We start from the raw sequence: 23,920 nt of genomic DNA on the forward strand, positions 1-23,920 counted from the left end.
CGTGGTCGGCGCCTTCGGGTGGTCAGGCATGGTCGGCGCCTTCCTTGGGCAGCGGCAGCCGCGCGGTGACGCGGGTGCCGCGCGGGTCGACCGGCTCGACGACGCAGTCGCCGCCGAGTTCGAGGGCCCTGCCGCGCATGGACTCCAGCCCGACCCCGCCGGACGCGGTCAGCGACACGCCCGTGCCGTCGTCCAGGATCTCGAGGTGCAGGTCCTGGTCGAGCCACAGCCGCACCGCGCAGGACCGCGCGTCGGCGTGCCTGGCCATGTTCGTCAACGCCTCGCAGATGATCCGGTAGGCGGCGACCTCGACGGCGGCGGGCAGCGGCGGCAGCCTGGGCGGCGCGTCGATGACGATGTCGGTGTGCTGGGCGCTCCGGCCGGTCGGCGCCATCCGGCTGGACAGCGTGTTGGCGTGCTGCCGCACGGCGGTGATCAGGCCGAGGTGGTCAAGGGCGGGCGGACGCAGGTTCTCGGCGACCCTGCGGATCTCGCCGATGGCCTGTTGCAGCTCCTCCTGGAGGCGCACCAACAGGTCCCGCGCCGACTGCGGGTCGCGTTCGATGGTCTGCACCCCGGCGTGCAGGCCGAGCACGATCGCGGCGAGCGTCGGCCCGACCCCGTCGTGCAGGTCGTGCAGCAGCCTGCGGCGCTCCTCCTCGCGGGCCCGCACCAGCCGGACCCTGCTGCGTTCCAGGTCGCCGGTCAGCCGCGCCGCGTACACGACCGCGCCAGCCTGCCTGGCGACCTCGGCGAGCGCGCGAAGATCCTTGCGGCGCAACGCTTCCTTGGGTGTGCGTGGGGACACCACCAGCTGGCCGACCCGTTCGCCCTGGTAGGTCAGCGGCAGCCGGACCAGGTCGCCGGCCGGGGTGCCGTAGCTGGCGGCAGGCTCCGAGTGGTCGGCCCGCCTGATCTCGATGGCCACGTACGGCAGCCGCAGCGCGCCGCCGACGGTCTCCACCACGGCGGGCAGCACGGTGCTCGGCGTCCTGGTGCCCTCCAGTTGCTCGGCGAGCGCCGAGACCACCCGGTAGGGGTCGTCGCGGTCGCCGAACACCCGCTGGTTGATCAGGGCCTGCATCCTGATCCGCAGCGGTTGCAGCGCGGTGGCGACGACGGCGGCGGCCGTCGCCTGCTGCCACAGGCCGTGCAGCGGCGGGAAGGCCATGCTGAGCAGGCCGACCACGAGGACGTAGCCCGCGATGGCGACGGCGGACAGCGCGGCGTAGATCAGCGACCGGCTGATGACGATCTCGATGCCGAGCGCCCGGTGCCGCAGGATCGCGGCGGCCACCGCGATCGGGATCGGCACGAAGACCAGCGAGTGCAGCTCGATGGGCAGCAGTGCCCGGCCGGTGACGGCCAGCGGGAGGACCCAGACCGCGAGGTAGGACAGGGTGGCCCCGCCGAGCGACAGGGCAAGCCACCGCAGCCTGCTGCGGATCGCCTGGTTGTGGCAGTACCGGTACTTCTGGACGAGCACGGCGAGGATCAGCACGGGATAGACGTAGATGGTCAGCCAGGCCGGCGACGAGAGGACGGAGAAGCGGCGCACCGGGTCTTGCACGGCGAGCCAGGCGACCGCGGACGAGCCGAGGTAGATCAGCAGCGGGCCGGCGTAGCCGATCAGCAGCCACCGTCGGTAGCGGCGGCGCGAGGTGACCTCGGGAAACGCCAGGGCGAAGTGCAACATTGCACCCCACAGCACGGCGTAGACGACCTGCCCGCCGCACCACCGCCAGAACTGCCCGCCGGCCACCAGGTCGACGGCCTCCAGGTCGAAGTAGCCGGCGGCCGTCGTGGTGAGCGCCGCGAGCGAGGACGCCACCAGCGCCGCGCGCGCGGCCGGGTCCCTCGGGCGGACCGCGAAGATGAACACGGCGGCGCCGAGCAGCATCAGGATGACCAGGATCGTCGGCCAGTTCCGCACCAGCGAGTCGGCGACCGGGTACGGCGCCAGCTGGTGCCGCACGGTCAGCGCGCGGTCGCCCCTGCGGAGGTCGTAGGTCAGCACCTGGCCGTCGCGCAGCGCCTCGCCGCCGACCCGGTGCGCCAGCCAGTCCGTGACGTTGCGGCCGTCGATCGCGAGCACCTCGTCGCCCGCGCGCATGGCTCCGTCGGTGGTGTCCCGTTGGAGCACCACCCTGCCGTCACCCACCGCGACGTCGCCGACGTTGACAACTGTGTCGTCCGACGGGCTGCTGGCCCTCGACCACACGCACAGCCCGGCCAGCGCGAGCAGCGTGCACGCGAGGAGGGCGAACGACACAACGTCCCGACCGGCGGATCCCCTGCCGACCACAGAAAGGATCGTGCCCCGCCGCGAGGTCGACCGACATCACAATTAACGGAAGCGACTACCGGCATTACCCGATTGGTCTAACGCGATCGGGCTAACCCTGTTGTTTAGGATTCGTCGAACTGGCGGAACGAGACCCGACCGGACGCCGTACTAGCGACTCCGGTCCGTCGGCCGGCTGCCGATCCTGGCCAGCACCAGGCTCGCGCCGGCCAGCCCGGCGACCACGACGGTCCCGGTGAGGTGCCAGGTCGGCGCGCCCGGCGTGCACGGGAACACGTCGGTGAACTTGTCCGACGAGCACGTCACGAACGGCACGCTGCTCAGCGCGATGCTCGCGGCCGCCACCCCGCCAAGCAGCGCCGAGCCGAACGTGCGCATCAGCGGGAACGCCGCGTTCGCCGTGCCGACTGCGGCCACCACGAACAACAGCGGCACCGGGCCGGGAAAGTGGCCCAGCGTGGCGCACCCCAGCATGAGCACGCCGACGACGGCCTGGCCGACGGCGATGTCCCTCGGTGGTCTGGTGGACACGCAAGGACCCTAGTCCGGGTAGACCGGGTTCGGCAGGGTGGTTCGGCTGGGTGGGACACTGGCGGGGCCATGCAGACCAGGACCATCGCGATCCACTACGTGCGGGCCGCCCTGCGCGGCGCGCGGCGGGGCGGCCGCGACGTGTCGGAGGTGCTGGTCGCGGCCGGAATCAGCCCGGCGCTGCTCGACGACACCAGGGCGCGGGTGACCGCCGACCAGTACACGAGGCTGGTGCGGTCGCTGTGGGAGTTCCTCGACGACGAGTTCATGGGGTTCGGGTCGAAGCCGAGCAGGCGCGGCACCTTTCCGATGATGTGCCTGCTCGCCGTGCACTGCCGGGACCTCGGCTCGGCGCTGCGCCGGGGCTGGGCGTTCTACCGGCTGTTCGAGGGCTCGCCGCAGGTGTCGATCGTCGAGGGGGACGACGGCGTGGTGCGGTTCGAACTGGCGATGTCCGGCTTCGACGACCCGGACCACTTCCTGACCGAGTCGCTGCTGATGCTGTGGCACCGGTTCTCCAGCTGGCTGATCGGCCACCGGATCCCGTTGCGGCGGGCCGACTTCGCCTACCCCGAGCCGGCGCACGGCGTGGAGTACCACCTCGTCTTCGGGTGCCCGCCGGTGTTCGACGCGGCCGGCACCGCGCTGAGTTTCGACCGGCGGTTCCTGGACATGCCGGTCGTGCAGGACGAGGTGACCCTGCGCAGGTATCTGCGGCAGGCGCCGGCGGAACTGTTGTCCCGCAGGGACTACGGCGTCGACCTGGCCGCGCAGGTGCGCAGGATCCTCGGCAACGGCATCGCCGGCGGTGAGCAGCCCTCGGTGACCGAGGTGGCCGCCAGGCTGGACGTCAGCGCGCCGACGCTGCGCCGCAGGCTTACCGCCGAGGGCACGTCCTTCCGCGATGTCCGCGAGCAGCTGCTGCGCGACCAGGCCGTGGCGAGCCTGGTGCGCGGCAACGAGTCGGTGGAGGCGTTGGCCCTGCGGCTGGGTTTCTCCGAGGCGAGCGCCTTCCACCGCGCCTTCAAACGCTGGACGGGCAGCAGCCCCGGCGCCTATCGCGGCGGCGGAATGTCGTGAAGGGTCCCGTCACGACACTCACGCGGCGGTAAGCGCGTCGACCGGGCGGATGCGCAGCGCGCCGACGGCGGTCGGGACGGTCGCCAGCACCGCGAGCAGCAGCGCGCCGCCCGTGATGGCGACGTACATCCACGGCGACCCCGACGCGAACGGCGAGCCGGTCCGCACCATGCTGTAGGGCACGGTCGTGGCCGCCGCCGCGACCGTGCCGAGCACGACGGCGATGCCGGCGGTCACGATGGCCTCGACGGTCACCATCCGCAGCACCTGGCCCCTGGTGGCGCAGGACAACCGCAGCAGGCCGAACTCGCGCCGCCGCCTGCGGGTGGCCGCGACCAGGATGTTGACCACCACGATCGCCGAGAAGGCGATGATCATGGCGACCACCAGGTAGTTCACCGAGGCGAGCCGCCCGCCGACGTCACCGGCCCGCAGCGCGCCGTGGTGCGTGCTGTCCTCCGTGCTCTGCATGTAGAGCGTGCCGGCGGCGATGCCGACGAGCAGGATCAGCGGCGCGGCCACGGTCGCGGTGTGCCGCGCCCGCGCTCGCAGGTTGCGGGTGGCCAGCCGGCCGGCGGCGCCGAACCCGAGTACTCGGCCGACGCCCCGCACGACCACGGGGCTGAGCAGCGCGAGCCCGACCGCCACGAGGACGCCGGCCGGTCCTGCTGTGCTGGACAGCAGTGGCCCGTTGGCCATGAACAGCGTCGTCACCGTCATGCTCAGCCCGAGCACCGACAACACCGCGCCGCTGACCGCCCTGACCCGGGTCAGTGAGCGCCCGCCCGTCGACGGGGCCGCGTCGGCCAGTGCGCGCACCGGCGGGATGGCGGCGGCGCGGCGACTGCCGATCAGGGCGGCGGCAACCGCGGCGAGCAGCGAGGTGGCCGCGCCGACCAGCACGCTGAACCAGCCTGCGGACAGGTCGACCTGCCCGGTGACCAGACCCGCGTTCGTCAAGCGCCCCAACAGGAACGCACCGATCCCGATGCCGGGCAGCACGCCAACGGCGACCGAGGGCAGCGCGGTGGCGACCGTCTCTAGCACGACGCTCTGCCGGATCTGGCCGGGTGTGGCGGCGATCGACCGCAGCAGCGCGATCTCCCGCTCCCGGTGCTGAATCGTCAGTGCGACCGTGGAGACCACGCCGAACGTCACGATCGCCACCGTCCAGCCGCCGAGGATGGCCGGCAGCATGACCAGGATGTCGTTGCCGCCCTTGGTGTCGAGGCCGGTTTCCAGCAGGGTCGCGAACGCGGTGAGCAGCGCGGTGCCGGCCGCCATCACGGCGGCGGAAGCGAGGTAGGAGCCAAGGTGGGCGCGGATCGTGCGGGCGGCCAGCGTCCATCTCATCGGGCGCTCCCGGCGGGCTGGGCCTGGGAGACCGCGGCCAGCTGCGCCATGCGCGCGGCGACGGCGTCGGCGGTCGGCCGCGACATGGTGCCCGCGATTCGCCCGTCCGCGAAGAACACGACGGTGTCGGCGTAGGACGCGGCCACCGGGTCGTGGGTGACCATCACGATCGTCTGGTCGGACGCGGTCACCGCCTCCCGCAGGATGTCGAGCACGTCGCGGGCGGCCTGGGTGTCCAGCGCGCCGGTCGGCTCGTCGGCGAAAACCACGGCGGGTCGGGAAAGCAGGGCCCTGGCGATGGCCACCCGCTGTTGCTGCCCGCCGGACAGCTCGGCCGGCAGACGGTCCATCCGCTCGCCGAGCCCGAGCCTGGTGAGCAGCGTCCGCACGGTGTGCCGGTCCGCGCGGCGGCCGGCGAACTCCAGCGGGAGCGTGACGTTCTGCTCGACCGTCAGCGTCGGTACCAGGTTGAAGGACTGGAAGACGAAGCCCATCCGGTCGCGCCGCAGCCGGGTCAGTGCCGTCTCGTCCAGCCCGCTCAGCTCGCGGCCGTCCAGGACCACCGATCCGGACGTGGGCCGGTCCAGCCCGGCGGCGCAGTGCAGCAGGGTGCTCTTGCCTGAGCCGGACGGCCCCATCACCGCCGTGAAGGTGCCGCGCGGGATGCCGAGCGCGACGCGGTCCAGCGCGGTCACGCTGGTGTCGCCGTGCCCGTGCACCTTCACGACCTCGCGCAGTTCGAGGGCGTAACGCGACCTTGCGGCCGTGTGTCCTGGGTACTCCGTACGAGTCATAAATACACCGTACCCCAGTAACTCGAACTGCCGTAACAGATTCTCAAACATGCCTGTGAAGTGCGAAGATGTCGAAAATCGGTTCGATTTTTCGTTACGAAAGGAGAGGGGGCTATCATTTCGTCACGACCGAGTATTCGTGTCGAAAACCCGAGGGAGGCCGGCGAGCGTGCCGACGTGCGAGATGTGTGGACGGCCGTTGCAGGCGGCTGACCGGGGCAGGCCGAGGCAGTACTGCTCCCGCGCGTGCCGGGCGAGGGCCTACCGCCTGCGCGTCGCCGACCGCTCGGAGCCCGAGGTCGCGCACGCGGCACCGGAGGTTCCTGGGCAGGAGGACTCCGTGTCGTCGCTGTCGCTGCCGCGCATCGTGCGCGCCGCGATCGAGCTGGCGGACCGGGACGGCACCGAGGCGGTGTCCATGCGGCGCACGGCCGCGCACCTTGAGGTCGGCGTGATGTCGTTGTACCGCTACGTGTCCAGCCGCGAGGAGCTCAACGACCTCATCGTGGACACGGTCTTCGGGGCGCGGCCGCTGCCCGAGCCGGGGCCGGACGGCTGGCGGGCGAGGCTGGAGCTGTCCGCGCGGCAGGAGTGGGACCTGTACCGAGAGCATCCATGGATGCCGCAGCTGGTCGCGGTCACCACGAGGCCGCCGCTCGCGCCGAATCTGATGGCCTACACCGACTGGCGGATGCGGGCCGTCGACGGGTACGGGTTGGACTTCGCCGCCATGGTCCAGATCGCGATCATGATCAGCACGTACGTGCAGAGCGCCGCCATGCCGCTGGCTCGCGAACGCGAGGCCGCGCGCGCGACCCGCCGCACTCGGCAGCAGTGGGTGGAGGCCAGGCAGGAGGCGATCCGCCGCACCCTGCCGGCGGAACGGCTGCCGATGGTGTCGAGGTTCGGGGGCGAGGCGTACGAGGCGTCCCAGCCGGAGAGCATCTTCGAGTTCGGCCTGCACCGGATGCTCGACGGCGTCGCCGCGTTGCTGGACAAGTCAACTTCCTGACAAGCACTGTCTACTTAGGACGTTATGAGTAGATTCTCGATCCACCGCACGGAGTCCCGCGGGCTGAGGGCGAGCGCGGCGAGGCTGTCGAACAGTCGTCGAGCCGTGGCGATGCGGTCGGGGTCGTCGATATCGCTCTCGCCGGCGATGTGCGGAACGTGCAGGAGGTCCCGCCCTTCCATGTCGGGGAAGGACAGGAGTTGAAAGCCGCACCTGCGGCTGCCGTGCGGACCGGCTGAGCGGAGCATGATCTGGACGGTGATGTGCGGTAGGGCGGCCATCGTGAGGATGTGCCGGAGCTGGTCGCGCATGATTGTGTTATCGGGCAACGGGATCGTCAGTGCGGTTTCGTCGATAATGACGTGGTAGCGGCGAGGGTTCACGTCGGTGAGTCGCCGTTGGCGGTGTAGTCGGACGGCCTGTTCGTTGGGATGGTGTGGTCGTCGGGAGGTGGCGAGGACTGTGCGGATGTAGGGCCCGGTCTGGAGTGGTTCGGGGATGAGGCCGAGTATTCGGGGAAGACGCGGAAGTCGGCGCGGGTGAGGGTGAGGTGTTGGCCGCAGAGAGTTTCTACGTCTTCGTCGGGTCGAGGTGGGAGCGGGTAGGTGGCGAGGCTGATGGCGTGCAGTCGGCCGTCGGCCTCCTGCCAGGCGTGGCGCGTGCTCACGGTGGGTCCTTCCGGTGTCGAGCGGTGTCGGGGGTGGACTGCGTGGACAGGACGGCTCGGATCGCGTTGTTGCGGGAGCGGTGTTCGGCGCGGACGTGGATCCACTCGATGACGACGGCCGCGATGGCCAGTTGAGCCACGAACCCGATGGTGATCAGCACGATGGCTGCCTCGGCAGACATCCCTCACCTCCGTTGGTGGCCCTGCGGTGGCTGGCGGGCCGGCCGAGCTGCGGCTTGGCGCGCGCCGCGATGTCGCCCAACGTCCCGGCATCCCGTCAACAGCGGGATCGCAGCTCGACCAGCAAGCCTGAGAGTAGAGGGGTTATAACACCCCTAGCCACGTTCAAAAGGGTGATATAACCCCTCGTGATGATCGCGCGATGGTGACGCAACCAGCGGAGGAGGATGGATGCCGGCCGTACAGACTCGGCAGAAACTCAAGCTCGGCCAGTTCCTCGCCGAGCTGAGACGGCGAGCCGGCAAGGGTGAGAGTGACTTCAAGAGCGTCACCGGCAAGTCTCAGGCAGCGCTGTCGAAGATCGAGAACGGTCACCTGCTGCCCTCCGCGCTTGATCTCAACCGGCTGCTACTGCTGTACGGCGCGACCGATGTCGAGCACGAGCATGCTCAGGAGTTGTGGGACGACGCTTCTGCACCGAACACTCGTATCGTTCATCCCTCGGCGTACACCAAGGAAGCCCGCAGCTACGCCCGGCAGGAGCGGGAAGCCGTGTACGTGCGTGCTGTCGAGTCGCTTGTGATCCCTGGACTTCTTCAAACGCCCGACTATGCAGTAGCGGTCCGTATGGCGGCTCATCGCTTCGCGAATCCGAGTGTCGACATGGAACAGGCGCTCGCTGCAAGAAAGAGCCGTCAACGCCGGCTGGATGGACCGGACGCGCTTCGGCTGCGCGCCTTGGTCGATGAGGCCGCGTTGCGACGTGTTGTTGGCGGGCCGCAGGTGATGCGGGCGCAGTTGCTGCACCTGGTGGATAGGGGTCGGCAGTCCAACATCACGATCCAGGCCGTCCCGTTCGGGACGGGTGCCTACGGAACCATGTCGGGCGGCGGCGCGACGCTGCTCAGCTTCGGCGACAAGGGTGATCCCGACGCCCTCTACTTGGAATACCACGGCGGCGGCAAGTGGGTGGACAATAAGGTCCAGCGAGAACAGTTCGCTGCGTACTTCGACGACATGGCGAGCGGTGTCGCTCTGGCGCCCGCGGAGACCGAGACGCTCGCCCTCAGACTGGCAGAGGACCTGAAGGAGCCATGAGTACTCAACAGGCTTGGCGCAAGAGCAGCTACTCCGGCAACGAGAACAACTGCGTGGAGCTGGTCGTCCGCTCCGCCGACACGAGCATCCGTGACAGCAAGCAGCCAGCTGCGGGAACGCTGACGTTCGGCCGCGAGCCGTTCGCGGTCTTCCTGGCGTCCATCAAGGCTGGCGACCTGCACCAGTACTGAGGGAGTCATGGGAACTCAGCAGATTTGGCGCAAGTCCAGCCACACCGGCAACGAGAACAACTGCGTGGAGCTGGCTTGGCGTAAGGCCAGTCGTACTGAAGGCAACAACAACTGCGTGGAGGTGGCGCACGTTCCCGGCGTGGCCGCCGTGCGCGACTCGAAGAACCCGAGCGGTCCGGTCCTGAGCTTCACCCAGGCCGAGCTGGTCGGCTTCCTCTCGGCCGTCAAGGCACACCGCTTCGACGGCTGAACCGAACCGACCGCACAGCGCCCATGGTGCCGAGCGAGTCCGGCATCATGGGCACTGTGCTGTCCTGCGCCGGGCTTCGTGAGCGGTCGTCGCCCAGACCGGTGATGGAGGCGAATTCACCATGATCGACATAGCTGATGCGAGCTGGAAGAAGTCAAGTAAGTCGGGGTCGACCTCGGAATGTGTTGAGGTCGCTCGGCTGAAGACCGTGGGCGCACTGCGTGACTCGAAGAACCCCGCCGGTCCGGTCCTGGTGTTTCCGTTAGCGCAACTCGGCCGGTTCCTGGCCGGTGCGCGCGCTGGTCAGTTTCAGCACGGCTGACTTGAGGTAGCGCCCACCCGGCAAACACCAGTGGGCCCGTGGCAGCGGACGAACTCCGGTGCCACGGGCCCACCGCCGTCCCACGTTCGCTCATGCCGGTGCGCGGGCCGGCAGTTCCAGCGGAACCCGTTCGTAGGTGACGATCGGACTGCCGCCATCGTTCGGGCCGACCAGCGACACGACCGGGAACGCCGTGACCCGGAACGCCCTGCACAGCGGCCCCCGCGAGTTCCGCTCGACCACGACCCGTGCCACCGGAACCAGTTCCTCGGTGAAACGCTCAGCGCCCGATTCGCCGACGATGACGGCCAGTGTCCGCGCCCGGCCGCCGGGCATCTCCCGCGCGAATTCCACGAACTTGGGCAGCGTCTCCTCGCACGGCCGGCTGGTGGTGGAGAAGAACGCCACCAGCGTCTCGTCGTCGAACATGTCCTGGTTGACGCCGATGCCGTCCACGGTCGACGTTGCGAACGGCGCAACGGGATCGCCTACGCCGGGCGCGGGTCTGCGGCTGTCCTTCCTCGTCGGCGGGTCGGTGCGCCCTCGCCTGATCGCGTCGAGCGTGCAGACCAGGTCCACGGCGCACAGCGCGCCGATCAGCGTCACGGTCAGGATCAGGGCGTCCATGTGCCAGCCTCGTTTCTCCGTCGGCCACCGCTGCCGGCCTGTCTACCGACGAAACGTTGTCCGGTGTCGGCGGCGCAGCAACGGACAATCAATCTCGGACAACGACGCCGGGACAGCCGCTCGCGGATGACTCATGATCTGGGGACGCGATCAATGAGGAGCGAGTCATGCCAAGGCCGGAACGTCAGTTGGGTCCCGAGAACGATGTGCTGCAACGCTTTGCGGCCGACCTGCGGCGATTACGGGAAAGCGCGGGAAGCCCCGGCTATCGGGAGCTGGCTCGGCGGGCGAACTACTCCTCGACGACGCTGTCGGACGCTGCCGGCGGACGCAGGTTGCCCAGCCTGCCGGTGACGTTGGCCTATGTGGGTGTCTGCGACGGAGACCGGGCGGAATGGGAGGCGCGGTGGCGCGCGGTGGCCGCCGAACTGGCCCCGACCGAACTTGAGGCCCCCGACAACGACATCCGGGCGCCCTATGTCGGCCTGGCCGCCTTTCAGCCCGAGGACGCGGATCGGTTCTTCGGCCGGCGGCGACTGGTGGACGAGCTCGTCGCTCGCCTCGGCCAGCGGCGGTTTCTCGCGGTGTTCGGCCCATCGGGCAGCGGCAAGTCCTCGCTGCTGCGGGCAGGACTGCTGCCGGCGGTCGCCGCCGCCGACAGCGAAACAGACCGCGCGCGGCCGGTACTGCTGTTCACGCCGGGAGAGCATCCCCTCCACGAGTGCGCGACGCAGCTGGCGCGGCTGCTCGGCGTGCCGGCGGGCTCGGTGCTCGCGGACCTGATCGCCGACCCGCACCACCTCAATCTCGCCGTCCGGCAGGCCCTGCTCACCCTGCCGGAGGAGGCGGAACTGCTGATCGTGGTCGATCAGTTCGAGGAGGTCTTCACCCAGTGCGGCGACAGCGGGGAGCGCACCCAGTTCGTCGCCGCGCTGTTGGCCGCCGCGCAGGCAACCACGAGCCGGGCCCGGGTGGTGCTCGGTGTCCGCGCGGACTTCTACGGCCGGTGCGCCGAACATCCTGACCTGGTGGAAGCCCTCCAGGACGGTCAGACGCTGGTGGGCGGGATGCAGGCGGAGGAACTGCGCGCGGCGATCACCCAACCGGCGATCAGCGCAGGGCTCGCGGTGGAGACCGCGTTGGTGTCCACGATCGTCAGCGAGATGGTCGGGCGGCCCGGCGCGCTTCCACTGATGTCCCACGCGCTGGTGGAGACCTGGCGCCGACGCAGGGGCAACACCCTGACGCTGGCCGGCTACCAGGCGGCCGGGGCGATCGAGGGCGCGGTGGCGCAGACCGCCGAACGGACCCACACCGCCCTGGATCCCGCGCGGCAGCAGGTGGCTCGCGAGGTGTTCCTGCGGCTGACCACCCTCGGCGAAGGCACCGACGACCTCCGACGTCGCGCCAGACGTGCCGAACTCGACGACATCGACCCGGCCGCCGCCGAGGTGCTGGACACGTTGGCCAGGGCGCGGTTGCTCACCCTCGGCGAGGAGACCGTCGAGATCGCCCACGAGGCCGTCATCCGGTCCTGGCCACGGTTGCGGCACTGGCTGACGCGCGACCGCGACGGCCTGCGCGTGCACCGCCAGCTCACCGAGGCCGCCAACACCTGGGAGTCGCTTGGCCGCGACCCCGGCGCCCTGTATCGCGGCGTTCAGCTGGACACCGCCTGCGAGTGGAACACCAGGCGGCGCACCAGCCTGACCCCGGCCGAACAGCAGTTTCTCGACGCCAGCAGCGCCGCGCGCGTCGGCGAACACCGTGCCACCCAGCGCCGCGCCAGGCGGCTGTGGTCGCTGGTGGCCGGCATCGCGGTCGTCGCCATGGTCGCCGTGGTCACCAGCGTCGTCGCGGTCCGGCAGACGCAGGCGGCCGAAGACCAGCGGAGTCTCGCGATGTCGCGGAAGCTGGCCGCCGACTCCGTCGCGATGGCCACGGTCGCGCCGGAGAACTCCATGCTGCTGGCGATCGAGGCGTACCACCAGGCGCCAACCGTGGAAGCCCGCAGCGCCCTGCTCAGCGCCCAAGGCCAGGCGTTCGAGGCACGACTGACCGGTCACCAGCAGGCCGTCGTCTCGGTGGCGTTCAATCCGGACGGGCACACGCTGGCTACCGCGAGCCTGGACGGGACGGTGAAGCTGTGGGACTCCACGACCCGCCGCACCACCGCGACCTTCGACGCCACCACGACGTCCGGCTTCACCGGCCGCGTGTTGGCGTTCAGCCCAGACGGCCACACCCTCGCCACGAACAGCCGGGACGGCGCCGTGGCACTGTGGGATGTCACGACACAACGTCAACGCTCGACCATCGGCGATCACGTCCATGTGAACACGGCCGCGACGTTCAGCCCCGACGGGCGCACGGTGGCCCTGGGAACCGTGCGCGGAGTGGTGAATCTGTGGGATCTCGTCACCGGCACCGAAACGGAACTGTCCGGCGGCAACGGTTTCGTGGGTGACGCGGCTTTCAGTCCCGACGGCCGCCTGCTCGCCGCAGAAGATGCGAGCGGCGCCGTGCAGCTGTGGGAGGTCGGATCCCATGCCGCGACGACGCTCCAGGCCGGACACTCCGCCGCCGGCCTGGGCTCCGGGCTGGCGTTCAGCCCGGACGGACGCCTGTTGGCCGTCGGCGGAGCGGACGGCGTCAGGCTCTGGGATCCGGCCAGCCGCCAGGAGATCCCCGGCTTGTCCGATCACAGCGGCACGGTCCTGGATCTCGCCTTCGGTCCCGACGGACGCACGCTCGTCTCGCTCGGCCGCAACGTCGGCCTGTGGGATGTGCAGTCCCGCCAGGAGATCAGGGTCCTGGCCAGGAATGACGACGTCGCGCACGGCGTGGCGGTCAGCCCCGACGGGCACACCGTGGCCGCTGGCGGCAGCGGAAACGCCGTGACGTTGTGGGATCTTCGCGGCCCGGTGCTGACCTCGCATCCGGTGTCGGCGGATAGCCCGCGCGACGCCGCTCCCGTCGCGTTCGGCCCTGACGGGCGGACCCTGGCGGTCGGCGGCCACACCGGAGGAGTGGAGCTGTGGGACCTGAGTTCCCGCACCAGCACCGCAATACCCGTCGGCGACCGCGCCTTCGTCTACGGACTGACCTTCGGTCCCGACGGCCGCAGTCTGGTCGTCGGCAGCCGCAGTCTGGTCGGCCGTGATGGCATCACGCACGGACAGGTCGACTTGTGGGACGTCACCTCCAGCCGCGACGTCGCCACGTACCCGGCCCCCTACGATTCGGTCGGCGTGATGTTCGATCCTGACGGACATGCCCTCGTCGCCACGGGCACCGTCGGACTGGTGGGGTTGACGGATGTGGCGACCAGGGAGGAGATCGCCGTCCAGACCGACGAGAAGGGCGCCGTCTCCGGTGCGGCGCTCGGTCTCGACGGCCACACCCTGGCCGTCTCCGGCGCCGGCCAGGCGAGCAACGACGGGTCGGTGGAGGTCTGGAATGTCCAGACTCGGCAGCGGATCGCGACCTTGGCGGGCCACGAGGGAGTCATCGCCGGAGTGGCGTTGAGTCCGGACGGTCGCACCGTCGCGGCCGGGAGCCAGGACGGAACCGTGCACCTGTGGGATGTCGCCATGCAGCAGGAAACCGCTGTCCTCACCGGCCACACGGGCGCGGTGTCTGCCCTGGCGTTCAGCGCCGACGGGCACACCCTCGCCACCAGCGGCCACGACGGCGCGGTGCGGCTGTGGGACCTCGACGTCAACCACGTCCGCGATCGCCTGTGCCGCACGGTTCTTGACAACACCACCGCGGAGCAGCGCGGCAGGCTCGTGCCAGACGGTTCCCTGCCGCAGTGCGGGACCCGGTGACGCGAAACGGTCCAGTGACGCGAATCGGCTCCCGGGAGTGCACCCGGGAGCCGATTCACGCATAGGCCGTGTCCCGACCTACAGGCTCTCGCCCCGCTTTGCCTTCTCCCGCAACGAGGCCGGCGGACGGAACCGCTCCCCGTACGTGTCGGCCAGGTAGTCCGCGCGCTCGACGAACGCGGCAGGGCCGTAGCTGTTCACGAACTGCACCGCGCCGCCCGTCCACGGGGCGAAGCCGATGCCGAAGATGCTGCCGACGTTCGCGTCCCGGACCGAGGTCAGCACCTGTTCGTCCAGGCACCGCAACGTTTCCAGCGACTGCACGAACAGCAGCCGGTCCACCACGTCCTGCTCGCCGACGCCGCCGCCGTCCTTGGTGAACCGCTCGACCAGCCCCGGCCACAGGTGCTTGGGACCGTCAGCCGGGTACTCGTAGAACCCCGCCCCGCCGGCCTTTCCGGTGCGCCCCAACTCGTGCACCATCTGCTCAAGCACGCCGAACGCCGGATGGTCCGTCAGCGCCGCCGCCGCCTCGGTGTCGGGCTGGTCGGCCAGGTCCGCCATGGTCTGCTCGCGGATCTTCAACGGCAGCGTCAGCGTCACCTCGTCGGACACCGCGAGCGGGCCGACCGGCATCCCGGCCTTGCGCGCCACGTTCTCCACCAGCGCGGGGTGCACGCCCTCGGCCACCATCGCGATGCCCTCGGTGATGTAGGTGGCGAACGTCCGCGAGGTGAAGAAACCCCTGCTGTCGTTGACGACGATCGGTGTCTTCCTGATCTGCAACACGTAGTCGAACGCCATGGCCAGCGTCGCGTCCGAGGTCCGCTCGCCGCGAATGATCTCCACCAGCGGCATCCGGTGCACCGGCGAGAAGAAGTGCAGCCCGATGAACCGTTCCTGGTCGGCCACCGAGGTGGCCAGGCCGGTGATCGGCAGCGTCGAGGTGTTCGAGGCGATCACCGCGTCGGGCAGCGCCGCGCCCTCCGCCGCCGCGAGCACCGCGCCCTTGAGCTCCCGGTTCTCGAACACCGCCTCGATGACCAGGTCGCAGCCCGCGAGGTCCGCGTCGGCGTCTGTGGTGGTGATGCGGCCGAGCACGGCGTCGCGCTTGTCGGGAGTCAGCCTGCCCTTGGCGACCTGGCCGTCCAGGATCGCCGCGATCCCGGCCTTGCCCTTCGCGGCGGCCTCGGCCGACACGTCCTTGAGCACGACCTCGATGCCAGCCTCGGCGCTGACCTGCGCGATGCCGGCGCCCATCATCCCGGCCCCGAGCACGCCGACCTTCGACGTCACGCGCTTGTCGAACCCGTCCGGCCGCGAGCCGCCCGCGTTGACCTCGTTGAGCTGGAACCACAACGTGCCGATCATGTTCTTCGCGACCTGACCCGACGCCAGCTCGATGAAGTACCGCGCCTCGACCTGCAACGCCGTCTCGAAGTCCAGCAGCGCGCCCTCGACGGCCGCCGCCATGATCTTCTCCGGCGCCGGGTAGACCCCGTGCGTCCGCTTGCGCAGCACGGCGGGCGCGGCGGACAGCAGCTGCGTCACGTTCGGGTCGCCGGGCGTCAGGCCGGGCACCGCGTATCCCGGCTGGTCCCAGGGCTGCTTCGGCTCCGGGTTGGCCCTGATCCACTCCCGCGCCTTGGCCAGCAACTCCTCGGCGTCGGCGGCCAGCTCGTGCACGATGCCGGCCTTGACCGCCTTCGCCGGCCGCAACTGCTTGCCCTCCATCAACAACGGCAGCGCCGCCTGCACGCCGAGCAGCCGCACCATCCTGGTCACGCCGCCGCCACCGGGCAGCAGGCCCAGCGTCGCCTCGGGCAGCCCCAGCTTGATTCCGTCGGAATCAAGGCTGATCCGGTGATGGCAGGCCAGCGCGATCTCCAGCCCGCCGCCGAGCGCGCTGCCGTTGATCGCGGCGACCACCGGGCGGCCGAGCGTCTCGAGGCGCCGCAGCTGTCCCTTGACCTCCGCGAGGAACCCGCCGAACTCCTCGGCGTTGTCCCTGGTGACCTGGATCAGCAGGTTGAGGTCGCCGCCGGCGAAGAAGGTCTTCTTCGCGGAGGTGACGATCACGCCGGTGATCTCGTCCCGCTCGGCGGTGAGCCGGTCCACCGCCGCGCCCATGGCCTCGTGGTACTCGGCGTTCATCACGTTCGCCGAGCCGGACATGTCCATGGTGAGGGTGACGATGCCCTCGGCGTCCCGCTCGTACCGGATCGCGTCGCTCATCCTCAGACCCTCTCGATGATGGTGGCGATGCCCATGCCGCCGCCGACACACAGCGTCGCCAGTCCGCGTCGCAGGTCCCGGCGCTCCAGCTCGTCGAGCAGGGTGCTCAGGATCATGCAGCCGGTCGCGCCGAGCGGGTGGCCCATGGCGATCGCGCCGCCGTTGACGTTGACCTTCTCGTCGGGCAGGCGCAGCTCTCGCTGGAACTTCAGCACCACCGACGCGAACGCCTCGTTGATCTCGAACAGGTCGATGTCCTCGACGGTCATCCCGACCCGGTCCAGCGCCTTGCGGGCGGCAGGGGCCGGCCCGAGCAGCATGATCGTCGGCTCGCTGCCGACCACCGCGGTCGAGATGATCCGCGCGCGGGGTGTGAGCCCGAGGTCCCGGCCGGCGCGCTCGTTGCCGATCAGCATGGCCGCGGCGCCGTCCACGATCTGCGAGGAGTTGCCCGCGGTGTGCACGTGGTTGATGCGCTCAACGGTGGGGTAGCGGTCGATCGCGATCGAGTCGAAGCCGACGTCGCCGTGGAACTGGAAGCTCGGCTTCAGCGCGAGCAGCCCCTCCAGGGTGCTCTCCGGCCGGATGCCCTCGTCGTGGTCGAGCAGCAGGACGCCGTTCTGGTCGACCACGGGCACCAGCGACCGGTCGAAGTAGCCCTTGTCGCGGGCCAGCGTCGCGCGCTGCTGGGAGCGCAGCGCGAAGGTGTCGATATCGGTCCTGCTGAAGCCCTCCAGGGTGGCGATCAGGTCCGCGCTCACCCCCTGCGGCACGAAGTTCGTCTTGATGTTGGTCTCCGGGTCGGCCATCCACGCGCCGCCGTCGGACCCCATCGGCACCCGCGACATCGACTCGACGCCGCCGGCCACCACCAGGTCCTCGAAGCCGGAGGCGACCTTTGCGGCGGCCAGGTTCACCGACTCGAGGCCCGAGGCGCAGAACCGGTTGATCTGCACGCCGGCCGCGCGCACGTCCCAGTCCGCGACGAGCGCGGCCGTGCGGGGAATGACCGAACCCTGCTCACCAACCGGCGAGACGACGCCGAACACGACGTCGTCCACCGCCGAGGTGTCCAGGTCGTTGCGTTCCTGGAGGGCGCGCAACACGCCAGCGGCGAGGGTCACGGGCTTCACGCTGTGCAGCGCGCCGCGCTTGCCCCTGCCGCGCGGTGTCCGCACCGCGTCGAAGATCAAGGCTTCGCTCATCACGAATCTCCCGATTGGCTCGGCTGATGGGTCCACGGTAGGCAGCAGGGGCGCGTGCGCCCATGACCGCGCGGGGCGCGCCGGGTGACCGTTTCGATCAGGCGGCCGCGTCGGGGCCGCCTCCCGTCGTATGGCGGGGATACGACGCACGCCCGACGACGCGACCACGACCCGAGTTCGATCATCGTCCGCATGGTCGACAACTGGTTACTGAAGCTCACGGCGGCTCTTGCCGTCGTGGTCGGCACGGCGGCGGCACCCGCCGCCGCGGCGTCCGACGACACCACCGTGCACACGGCCGGGGGCTGGGTGCGCGGCACCGTGGCCTCGGACCACCGCTCCTTCCAGGGAATGCCGTACGCGGCCGCGCCGACCGGCGCGCTGCGCTGGCGGGCCCCGCAGCCTGCCGCGCCGTGGCCCGGCGTGCGCGACGCGACCCGGCCGGGGCAAGCCTGCCCGCAGTACTACAGCGCGGGCCAGGGTCAGCCGCCGACGCTGCACGGCGACGAGGACTGCCTCTCGGTCAACGTCACGACCCCGCGCGGGCCCACCGGCCCGCTGCCGGTGCTGGTGTTCGTGCACGGCGGCGGTTTCGTCGGCGGGTCCGGCGCCCTGTACGACCCGACCAGGATGGTCACCAGGGGCGGGGTCGTCGTGGTGACGCTCAACTACCGCCTCGGCGCGCTCGGCTTCCTCGACCACCCTGCGCTCGACCACCCGGCCATGGGCGATGGGGACGCCGGCAACTACGGGCTGGCCGACCAGCAGGCCGCGCTGCGCTGGGTCCGGCGCAACATCGCCGCGTTCGGCGGGGACGCCGCAAACGTGACGCTGTGGGGCGAGTCCGCTGGCGCGTTCAGCACCTGCGCGCAGCTGGCCGCCCCCGGCGCGCGCGGCCTGTTCGACAAGGCGATCGTGCAGAGCGGGCCGTGCGGCAACTCCTTCGCCACCAGGCAGACCGCCGAGCAGCGCGGCCGCGACACCGCGTCCGGGCTCGGCTGCGTCGACCAGGCAACCGTGGCGGACTGCCTGCGCGGCAAGCCCGTCGGGGAACTCGCCAGCCTCGGGAACGACCAGGTCTTCCTCGCCCACCGCGACATCGCCGACCTGCCGTGGCTGCCGGTCGCCGGCACCCCCGCCCTGCCGCTTCAGCCGCCCACCGCGCTGCGGCTGGGCCTGGCCGCCCGCGTCCCGCTGATCCTCGGCGGCACGAGAGACGAGATGCGGGCGTTCGTGGCCGCGTCCTACGACGGGCGGCGGCAGCCCGTCACCGCGACCCAGTACCCGGAGATCATCCGGACCATGTTCGGCCCTTCGGCCGCCGAAGCGATCCTGGCCAGGTATCCGGCCGACCGGTATCCGACCCCGAGCCTGGCGCTGGCCACGCTGCTCGGCGACTACGGCGGCATGCTCGGCGCGTGCACCCAGCTCCCGGCGGCCGACGCGGCGGCGCGGCGCGCCCCGGTGTACTCCTACGAGTTCGCCGAGCCGGACGGCCAGGGGCTGCCGGGGTTCCCGTTCGGCGCGACCCACGGCGACGACGTCCGGTACTTCTTCGACAGCACGTATTCGGGCTGGACGCCGCCGCCGCTCACCGAAGCGCAGCAGGCGCTCGCCGGCACGCTGATCGACGAGTGGACCGCGTTCGCCCGCACGGGCGCCCCCGGCTGGCCCGCCTACCGTCCCGGCGGGGTCACCCTGTCACTGTCGGCAGGCGGCACCGGGCCGATCGACCTGGCCGGCGAGCACGACTGCGGGTTCTGGCTGTCCAGGACACCGCGCTAGCCAGGACGCCGAACTAGCGTCGGACGGTCGGGAAGATCGCGTTCGCCAGTTGCTCCGTGGACTTGCACAGCTGTTCCCTGTCGGCCTTGTTCGTCCCGATGTCCATGGTGACGCTGACGAAGCCGTACGAGGTGGGCCACTGGACGAAGCAGTACATCGAGCCACCCGTGGCATCGGGTTGCTTGACGTACTCCTGCCCCGTCACGCCCTCGAACTGGACCGGGTGCGCCGACGGCTCAGGCTCGTACGGGATCGCGTAGATCTGCACGCCGGCGAAGTAGTAGTAGGGCGTCTTGCCCTCGTCGGTGGTCCACCAGTCGCACCTGCGCCGCTTGTCGTTGTCGTTCGCGTGGCTCTGGTTGGTCTGGAGGGCGAACCGCTCCTCCAGCTTCGTGGTGACGAGGTCGCACGGGTCCTGGAGGCCCGCGACGGCCGAGGTGTCCGTCGTCGACGTCGTCGGGCTCGTCTCGGAGGTCGTGGTGTCCGACGCGCCGTGGTTGGTCGCGTCGGGCGCGGCGTCGTGCCACGGCCCGAGCCAGGCGACCAGGCCGATGACCAGGGCCGCGCCGAGCAGCGCGGCGACCGCCACGATGGCGGGTCGGCGCCGGCCCGCCGGCTTCGGCGGCGAGCTGGCGCCGAGGTCGATCCTGGTCGGCGCGGGACCGTGCCCGTCGCGTCGCGGCGGCACCGCGAGCACCTGCTCGGTGACCGCGCCGGACGGCTCGATCAGAGCCAACGCCTGCCCGACGGTCATCCGCCGGTTCGGGTCCTTCTCCAGCAGGCCAGCGATCACCGGAGCCAGCCAACCGGCGCGCTGCGGCGGCGGGGCCTGCTCGAACAGGATCGCGGCGAGCGAGCCGGTGCTGGTGCCCCGGCGGAACGGCGAGCTGCCCTCCAGCGCCTGGTACAGCGTCACGCCGAGCGAGAACAGGTCGCTGGCCGCCTGCCCCTCGTTGCCCTTGGCCCGCTCGGGGGCGAGGTACTCCACCGAGCCGATGAGCGCGCCGGTGGCGGTCAGCGCGGTGTCGGCCTGGTGGACGGCGATGCCGAAGTCGGTGAGCAGGACCTCGCCGTTGCTGGCCAGCATGACGTTGGCTGGCTTGATGTCGCGGTGCACGATCCCGGCGTCATGGGCGGCGCCGAGCGCGTTCAGCAGGCCCTTGGCGACCCTGGTTGCCTGGTCGACCGAGAGCGGACCGGTGCCGTCCAGGTACTCGGCCAGCGAGCTGCCCGAGACCAGCTGCATGATCGTCCACGGCACGCCGTCCTCGACGACGACGTCGTGCACGGTGACGATCCCGGGGTGGTCGCGTAATCGGGCGGCGTTGCGGGCCTCGCGTTCGGCGCGGGCGAGCCGGTCGGCCTGCTCGGCGGGCGACATCGCCTGCGGCAGCCAGACTTCCTTGATCGCGACGTCGATGTGCAGCGTCTCGTCGCGCGCCTTCCAGACCCGCCCGAACCCACCGGAGCCAAGCTTCTCGACGATCCGGTAGCGCCCGCTGATCAGCCGGCCCGGTTGCGGCTCTGCTGCCACGATCCCTGGTCTCCTACGGAAGCTTGATATCCGGAATGCCCTGAGATCAGCAGGGTAGGTGGCGGGCGGTCCGTGGCCCAAAGGTGGGCCGCGCGGGCGGTCAGCTCTCGCTCAGCGAGGTCGCGATCGCCTTCCATTCGTCCAGCAGTTGGTCGCGGCGCTGCTGGTCGCCGCCGATCATGGCGTCCAGCGCGAGGCCCCTGGTGATGTTGACGGTGAGCCAGAACAGCTTCTCCAGCCGCTCCTCGCCGAGCTGGTCGCCGAGCAGCTCCCGGTACACCTCGATGGTCGAGCGGGCCAGGCCCCGGTCGATGGGGTGCATGGCGGCGCGCAGCTCGGGGTCGGTGCGCGCGGCGACCCACAGCTCCATCGCGGCGGTGGACAGCGAGCCGGAGAACGCCCGCCACAGCAGGTCGATGGCTGCCGCGATCCGGTCGGGGCCGGGCGGGGGGAGGGTCGACACGGCCCGCAGCTGGTCGCTGAGCTTGCCGACGAGGTGCTCGACGGCGTGCGCCATGAGTTCGGCCTTGGTGGTGAAGTGGTGCTGCTGGGCGCCCCTGGACAGCCCGGCCCTGCGGCAGATCTCGTTCATCGAGGTGCGCGCGTAGCCGAGTTCCACCAGGCAGTCGACGGTGGCGTCCAGGAGCAGCTCCCTGGTGCGGTCGCTGCGTTCCTGCTGGGTGAGTCGCTGCCGGACGCCGCTGGTCATTCGGTCTCCTCGCTGGCCTGTCGGCGCACTTTACATGCAGTCCGGACTGCATGTACGTTCCGAGTTGCATTTACCGGCAAGCGTGAATGTTTTTTGCGCGCACTCACCACGCGCCCAGTCGGGAGGCCGCCGTGCAGGCTCGTCGTTCGCCGTGGATGACCGAGGACCTTGACCTGTTGCGCCAGCTCGCGCGCACCTTCTTCGAGAAGGAGCTGACCCCGCACCAGGAGCGCTGGGCCGCGCAGAAGCACGTCGACCGCGAACTGTGGCACCGCGCAGGCGAGGTCGGCCTGCTGTGCCTGAGCATCCCCGAGGAGTACGGCGGCGGGGGCGGCACCTTCGCGCACGAGGCCGTGCTGCTGGAGGAGCAGGCCAGGGCGGGAGACAGCGCCTGGGGCAACAGCGTGCACAGCGGGATCGTGGCGCACTACCTGCTGTCCTACGGCACCGAGCAGCAGAAGCTGCGCTGGCTGCCGAAGCTCGCCAGCGGCGAACTCGTCGGGGCCATCGCCATGTCCGAGCCGGGTGCCGGGTCGGACCTCCAGGGCGTGCGCACCAGGGCGATCCGCGACGGCGACGAGTACGTCGTCAACGGCTCGAAGACGTTCATCACCAACGGCAGCCAGGCCGAGCTGGTCATCGTCGTGGCCAAGACCGACCCGAGCGAGGGCGCGCAGGGCATCTCGCTGGTCGTGGTGGAGACGGCGCAGGCGCCGGGCTTCCGCCGGGGCCGCGTGCTGGACAAGATCGGCCTCAAGGGCCAGGACACCGCCGAGCTGTTCTTCGACGACGTGCGCGTGCCGGCCGCGAACCTGTTGGGGGAGCAGGAGGGGCTCGGCTTCGTCCAGCTCATGCAGCAACTCCCGCAGGAGCGGCTGATCATCGCCGTCGCCTCGATCGCCGGGCTGGAGGCCGCGGTCGGCCTGACGCTGGACTACGTCAAGGAGCGGACGGCGTTCGGCCGCGAGCTGATCAAGTTCCAGAACACCAGGTTCACCCTCGCCGAGTGCGCCACCGAGGCCGCCGTCACCCGCGCGTTCGTGGACGACTGCGTCGAGCTGCACCTGCGGAGCGAGCTGGACGTGCCGACGGCGGCGATGGCCAAGTGGTGGTCGACCGAGCGGCTGTGCCGGGTTGTCGACGAGTGCGTGCAGCTGTTCGGCGGCTACGGCTACATGACCGAGTACCCGATCGCGCGCGCCTGGGCGGACGCCAGGGTGCAGAAGATCTACGGCGGCACCAACGAGATCATGAAGGAGATCATCGCCCGCTCGCTGTGAAGCTGGTGCGGGGCAACGGTTCGACGCCGTCATACGACGCTGTGGAGGTGGCATGGGACCGCTGGCCGGTCTTCGCGTGGTAGAGCTGGTCGGTCTCGGCCCTGCGCCGTTCGGCTGCATGGTCCTCGCCGACCTCGGCGCCGAGGTGATCCGGGTCGACCGGGCACGGGCGGCCGGCAACCTCACCGTTCCCGGCGACTTCCTCGCCAGGGGCCGCAGGTCCATCGGCGTGGACATCAAGCAGCCGCAGGGCGCCGAACTGGTGCTGCGGCTGGTGGAACGGGCTGACGTGCTGGTGGAGGGTTTCCGGCCCGGCGTGACCGAACGGCTCGGGCTGGGGCCCGCGCAGTGCCTGGCCCGCAACACCCGGCTGGTCTACGGCCGGATGACGGGCTGGGGCCAGGACGGCCCGATGGCCGACCGCGCCGGGCACGACATCAACTACATCGCCGTCGCGGGCGCGCTGGAGCCGATCGGGCCAGCCGACCGGCCGCCGGTCCCGCCGCTGAACCTGATCGGCGACTTCGGCGGCGGCGGCATGCTGCTCGCGATGGGCGTGCTGGCCGCCCTGTACGAGCGGGAACGCTCCGGCCGAGGCCAGGTGGTGGACGCGGCGATGGTGGACGGCGCGGCGCTGCTGACCACCGTCGTGCACAGCATGCGGTCCGCAGGCGCCTGGCCGGGCGCCAGGGGCGCGAACCTGCTCGACGGCGGCGCGCCCTTCTACGACACCTACGCGGCGGCGGACGGCAGGTTCGTCAGCATCGGCGCGCTCGAGGAGCAGTTCTACGCCGAACTGGTCCGCCTGCTCGGCCTCGATCCCGCCGACCTGCCCAACCGCTTCGACCAGGCCAACTGGCCCGCGCTGCGGGAGCGGATCGGGGCGGCCGTGCGCACCAGGACGCGGGACGAGTGGGCGGCGCTCGCCGCCG

At 70.7% G+C, this 23,920-nt stretch carries 21 protein-coding genes; 10 read left to right on the forward strand and 11 right to left on the reverse strand.

Annotated features, from left to right (window positions below):
* Positions 1 to 22: 22 nt before the first annotated feature.
* Both F0L68_RS23565 and F0L68_RS23570 read right to left on the reverse strand, forming a co-directional pair.
* The gene (locus tag F0L68_RS23565; protein WP_149851822.1) at positions 23 to 2,272 is read right to left on the reverse strand and encodes a histidine kinase; all 2,250 of its coding nucleotides are present in this window, start codon (positions 2,270 to 2,272) and stop codon (positions 23 to 25) included.
* A gap of 183 nt (positions 2,273 to 2,455) precedes the next feature.
* A complete protein-coding gene (locus F0L68_RS23570; protein ID WP_149851823.1) occupies positions 2,456 to 2,836 on the reverse strand; it encodes a hypothetical protein in 381 nt (126 codons plus the stop codon).
* Positions 2,837 to 2,905: 69 nt separating this feature from the next.
* On the opposite strand from F0L68_RS23570, the gene F0L68_RS23575 reads away from it, so the two are divergent.
* On the forward strand, positions 2,906 to 3,916 hold the full coding sequence (locus F0L68_RS23575; protein ID WP_149851824.1) for an AraC family transcriptional regulator: 1,011 nt from the start codon (positions 2,906 to 2,908) through the stop codon (positions 3,914 to 3,916).
* 18 nt (positions 3,917 to 3,934) lie between these two features.
* On the opposite strand, the gene F0L68_RS23580 is transcribed toward F0L68_RS23575, so the two are convergent.
* Both F0L68_RS23580 and F0L68_RS23585 read right to left on the reverse strand, forming a co-directional pair.
* Positions 3,935 to 5,269 carry an ABC transporter permease gene (locus tag F0L68_RS23580; protein ID WP_149851826.1) on the reverse strand — a complete coding sequence of 445 codons (1,335 nt, stop codon included), beginning with the start codon at positions 5,267 to 5,269 and terminating at the stop codon, positions 3,935 to 3,937.
* Positions 5,266 to 6,063, reverse strand: coding sequence for an ABC transporter ATP-binding protein (locus F0L68_RS23585; protein WP_149851827.1), 798 nt, complete (start codon positions 6,061 to 6,063; stop codon positions 5,266 to 5,268). The genes F0L68_RS23580 and F0L68_RS23585 overlap by 4 nt, the downstream gene beginning before the upstream one ends.
* A gap of 169 nt (positions 6,064 to 6,232) precedes the next feature.
* Between F0L68_RS23585 and F0L68_RS23590 the strand changes: the two genes are divergently transcribed.
* A complete protein-coding gene (locus F0L68_RS23590) occupies positions 6,233 to 7,075 on the forward strand; it encodes a TetR/AcrR family transcriptional regulator (protein WP_188316766.1) in 843 nt (280 codons plus the stop codon).
* Positions 7,076 to 7,089: 14 nt separating this feature from the next.
* Here the strand turns inward: F0L68_RS23590 and F0L68_RS23595 are convergent, their stop codons facing one another.
* Both F0L68_RS23595 and F0L68_RS23600 read right to left on the reverse strand, forming a co-directional pair.
* Positions 7,090 to 7,725: a DUF5753 domain-containing protein gene (locus tag F0L68_RS23595; RefSeq protein WP_306463172.1), complete on the reverse strand. Its 636-nt coding sequence runs from the start codon at positions 7,723 to 7,725 to the stop codon at positions 7,090 to 7,092.
* Between the two features lie 13 nt (positions 7,726 to 7,738).
* Positions 7,739 to 7,924 (reverse strand): hypothetical protein, encoded by a 186-nt coding sequence (locus F0L68_RS23600; protein WP_149851832.1) that lies wholly within the window; start codon positions 7,922 to 7,924, stop codon positions 7,739 to 7,741.
* Between the two features lie 229 nt (positions 7,925 to 8,153).
* On the opposite strand from F0L68_RS23600, the gene F0L68_RS23605 reads away from it, so the two are divergent.
* The 4 genes from F0L68_RS23605 (at position 8,154) to F0L68_RS23620 (ending at position 9,783) form a co-directional block, all read left to right on the forward strand.
* Positions 8,154 to 9,020 carry a helix-turn-helix domain-containing protein gene (locus F0L68_RS23605; protein ID WP_149851834.1) on the forward strand — a complete coding sequence of 289 codons (867 nt, stop codon included), beginning with the start codon at positions 8,154 to 8,156 and terminating at the stop codon, positions 9,018 to 9,020.
* Positions 9,017 to 9,211, forward strand: coding sequence for a DUF397 domain-containing protein (locus F0L68_RS23610; RefSeq protein ID WP_149851835.1), 195 nt, complete (start codon positions 9,017 to 9,019; stop codon positions 9,209 to 9,211). Before F0L68_RS23605 ends, F0L68_RS23610 begins: the two co-directional genes overlap by 4 nt.
* 7 nt (positions 9,212 to 9,218) lie before the next feature.
* Positions 9,219 to 9,461 (forward strand): DUF397 domain-containing protein, encoded by a 243-nt coding sequence (locus F0L68_RS23615; RefSeq protein WP_149851836.1) that lies wholly within the window; start codon positions 9,219 to 9,221, stop codon positions 9,459 to 9,461.
* Between the two features lie 121 nt (positions 9,462 to 9,582).
* The gene (locus F0L68_RS23620; protein ID WP_149851838.1) at positions 9,583 to 9,783 is read left to right on the forward strand and encodes a DUF397 domain-containing protein; all 201 of its coding nucleotides are present in this window, start codon (positions 9,583 to 9,585) and stop codon (positions 9,781 to 9,783) included.
* A 90-nt stretch (positions 9,784 to 9,873) separates the two neighbouring features.
* Here F0L68_RS23620 and F0L68_RS23625 read toward each other — a convergent pair whose 3' ends face one another.
* Positions 9,874 to 10,410, reverse strand: a complete 537-nt coding sequence (locus F0L68_RS23625) for a TlpA family protein disulfide reductase (RefSeq protein ID WP_149851840.1) — start codon at positions 10,408 to 10,410, stop codon at positions 9,874 to 9,876.
* 167 nt (positions 10,411 to 10,577) lie between these two features.
* Here F0L68_RS23625 and F0L68_RS23630 point away from each other — a divergent pair, with 167 nt between their 5' ends.
* The gene (locus F0L68_RS23630; RefSeq protein ID WP_149851842.1) at positions 10,578 to 14,240 is read left to right on the forward strand and encodes an nSTAND1 domain-containing NTPase; all 3,663 of its coding nucleotides are present in this window, start codon (positions 10,578 to 10,580) and stop codon (positions 14,238 to 14,240) included.
* 78 nt (positions 14,241 to 14,318) lie between these two features.
* Here F0L68_RS23630 and F0L68_RS23635 read toward each other — a convergent pair whose 3' ends face one another.
* Both F0L68_RS23635 and F0L68_RS23640 read right to left on the reverse strand, forming a co-directional pair.
* The gene (locus F0L68_RS23635) at positions 14,319 to 16,475 is read right to left on the reverse strand and encodes a 3-hydroxyacyl-CoA dehydrogenase NAD-binding domain-containing protein (RefSeq protein WP_149851843.1); all 2,157 of its coding nucleotides are present in this window, start codon (positions 16,473 to 16,475) and stop codon (positions 14,319 to 14,321) included.
* A gap of 2 nt (positions 16,476 to 16,477) precedes the next feature.
* Positions 16,478 to 17,683, reverse strand: a complete 1,206-nt coding sequence (locus F0L68_RS23640; RefSeq protein ID WP_223199060.1) for an acetyl-CoA C-acetyltransferase — start codon at positions 17,681 to 17,683, stop codon at positions 16,478 to 16,480.
* A 189-nt stretch (positions 17,684 to 17,872) separates the two neighbouring features.
* On the opposite strand from F0L68_RS23640, the gene F0L68_RS23645 reads away from it, so the two are divergent.
* On the forward strand, positions 17,873 to 19,465 hold the full coding sequence (locus F0L68_RS23645; RefSeq protein WP_149851845.1) for a carboxylesterase/lipase family protein: 1,593 nt from the start codon (positions 17,873 to 17,875) through the stop codon (positions 19,463 to 19,465).
* Between the two features lie 13 nt (positions 19,466 to 19,478).
* Here the strand turns inward: F0L68_RS23645 and F0L68_RS23650 are convergent, their stop codons facing one another.
* Positions 19,479 to 20,999 (reverse strand): serine/threonine-protein kinase, encoded by a 1,521-nt coding sequence (locus F0L68_RS23650; protein WP_188316768.1) that lies wholly within the window; start codon positions 20,997 to 20,999, stop codon positions 19,479 to 19,481.
* A gap of 100 nt (positions 21,000 to 21,099) precedes the next feature.
* A complete protein-coding gene (locus F0L68_RS23655; RefSeq protein WP_149851848.1) occupies positions 21,100 to 21,708 on the reverse strand; it encodes a TetR/AcrR family transcriptional regulator in 609 nt (202 codons plus the stop codon).
* 155 nt (positions 21,709 to 21,863) lie between these two features.
* Here F0L68_RS23655 and F0L68_RS23660 point away from each other — a divergent pair, with 155 nt between their 5' ends.
* Positions 21,864 to 22,988, forward strand: a complete 1,125-nt coding sequence (locus F0L68_RS23660) for an acyl-CoA dehydrogenase family protein (RefSeq protein ID WP_149851965.1) — start codon at positions 21,864 to 21,866, stop codon at positions 22,986 to 22,988.
* A gap of 52 nt (positions 22,989 to 23,040) precedes the next feature.
* A partial coding sequence (locus tag F0L68_RS23665; protein ID WP_149851966.1) for a CaiB/BaiF CoA transferase family protein occupies positions 23,041 to 23,920 on the forward strand: 880 nt, incomplete at its 3' end.

The organism is Solihabitans fulvus, from assembly GCF_008386585.1.
Classification (GTDB): Bacteria; Actinomycetota; Actinomycetes; order Mycobacteriales; family Pseudonocardiaceae; genus Solihabitans; species Solihabitans fulvus.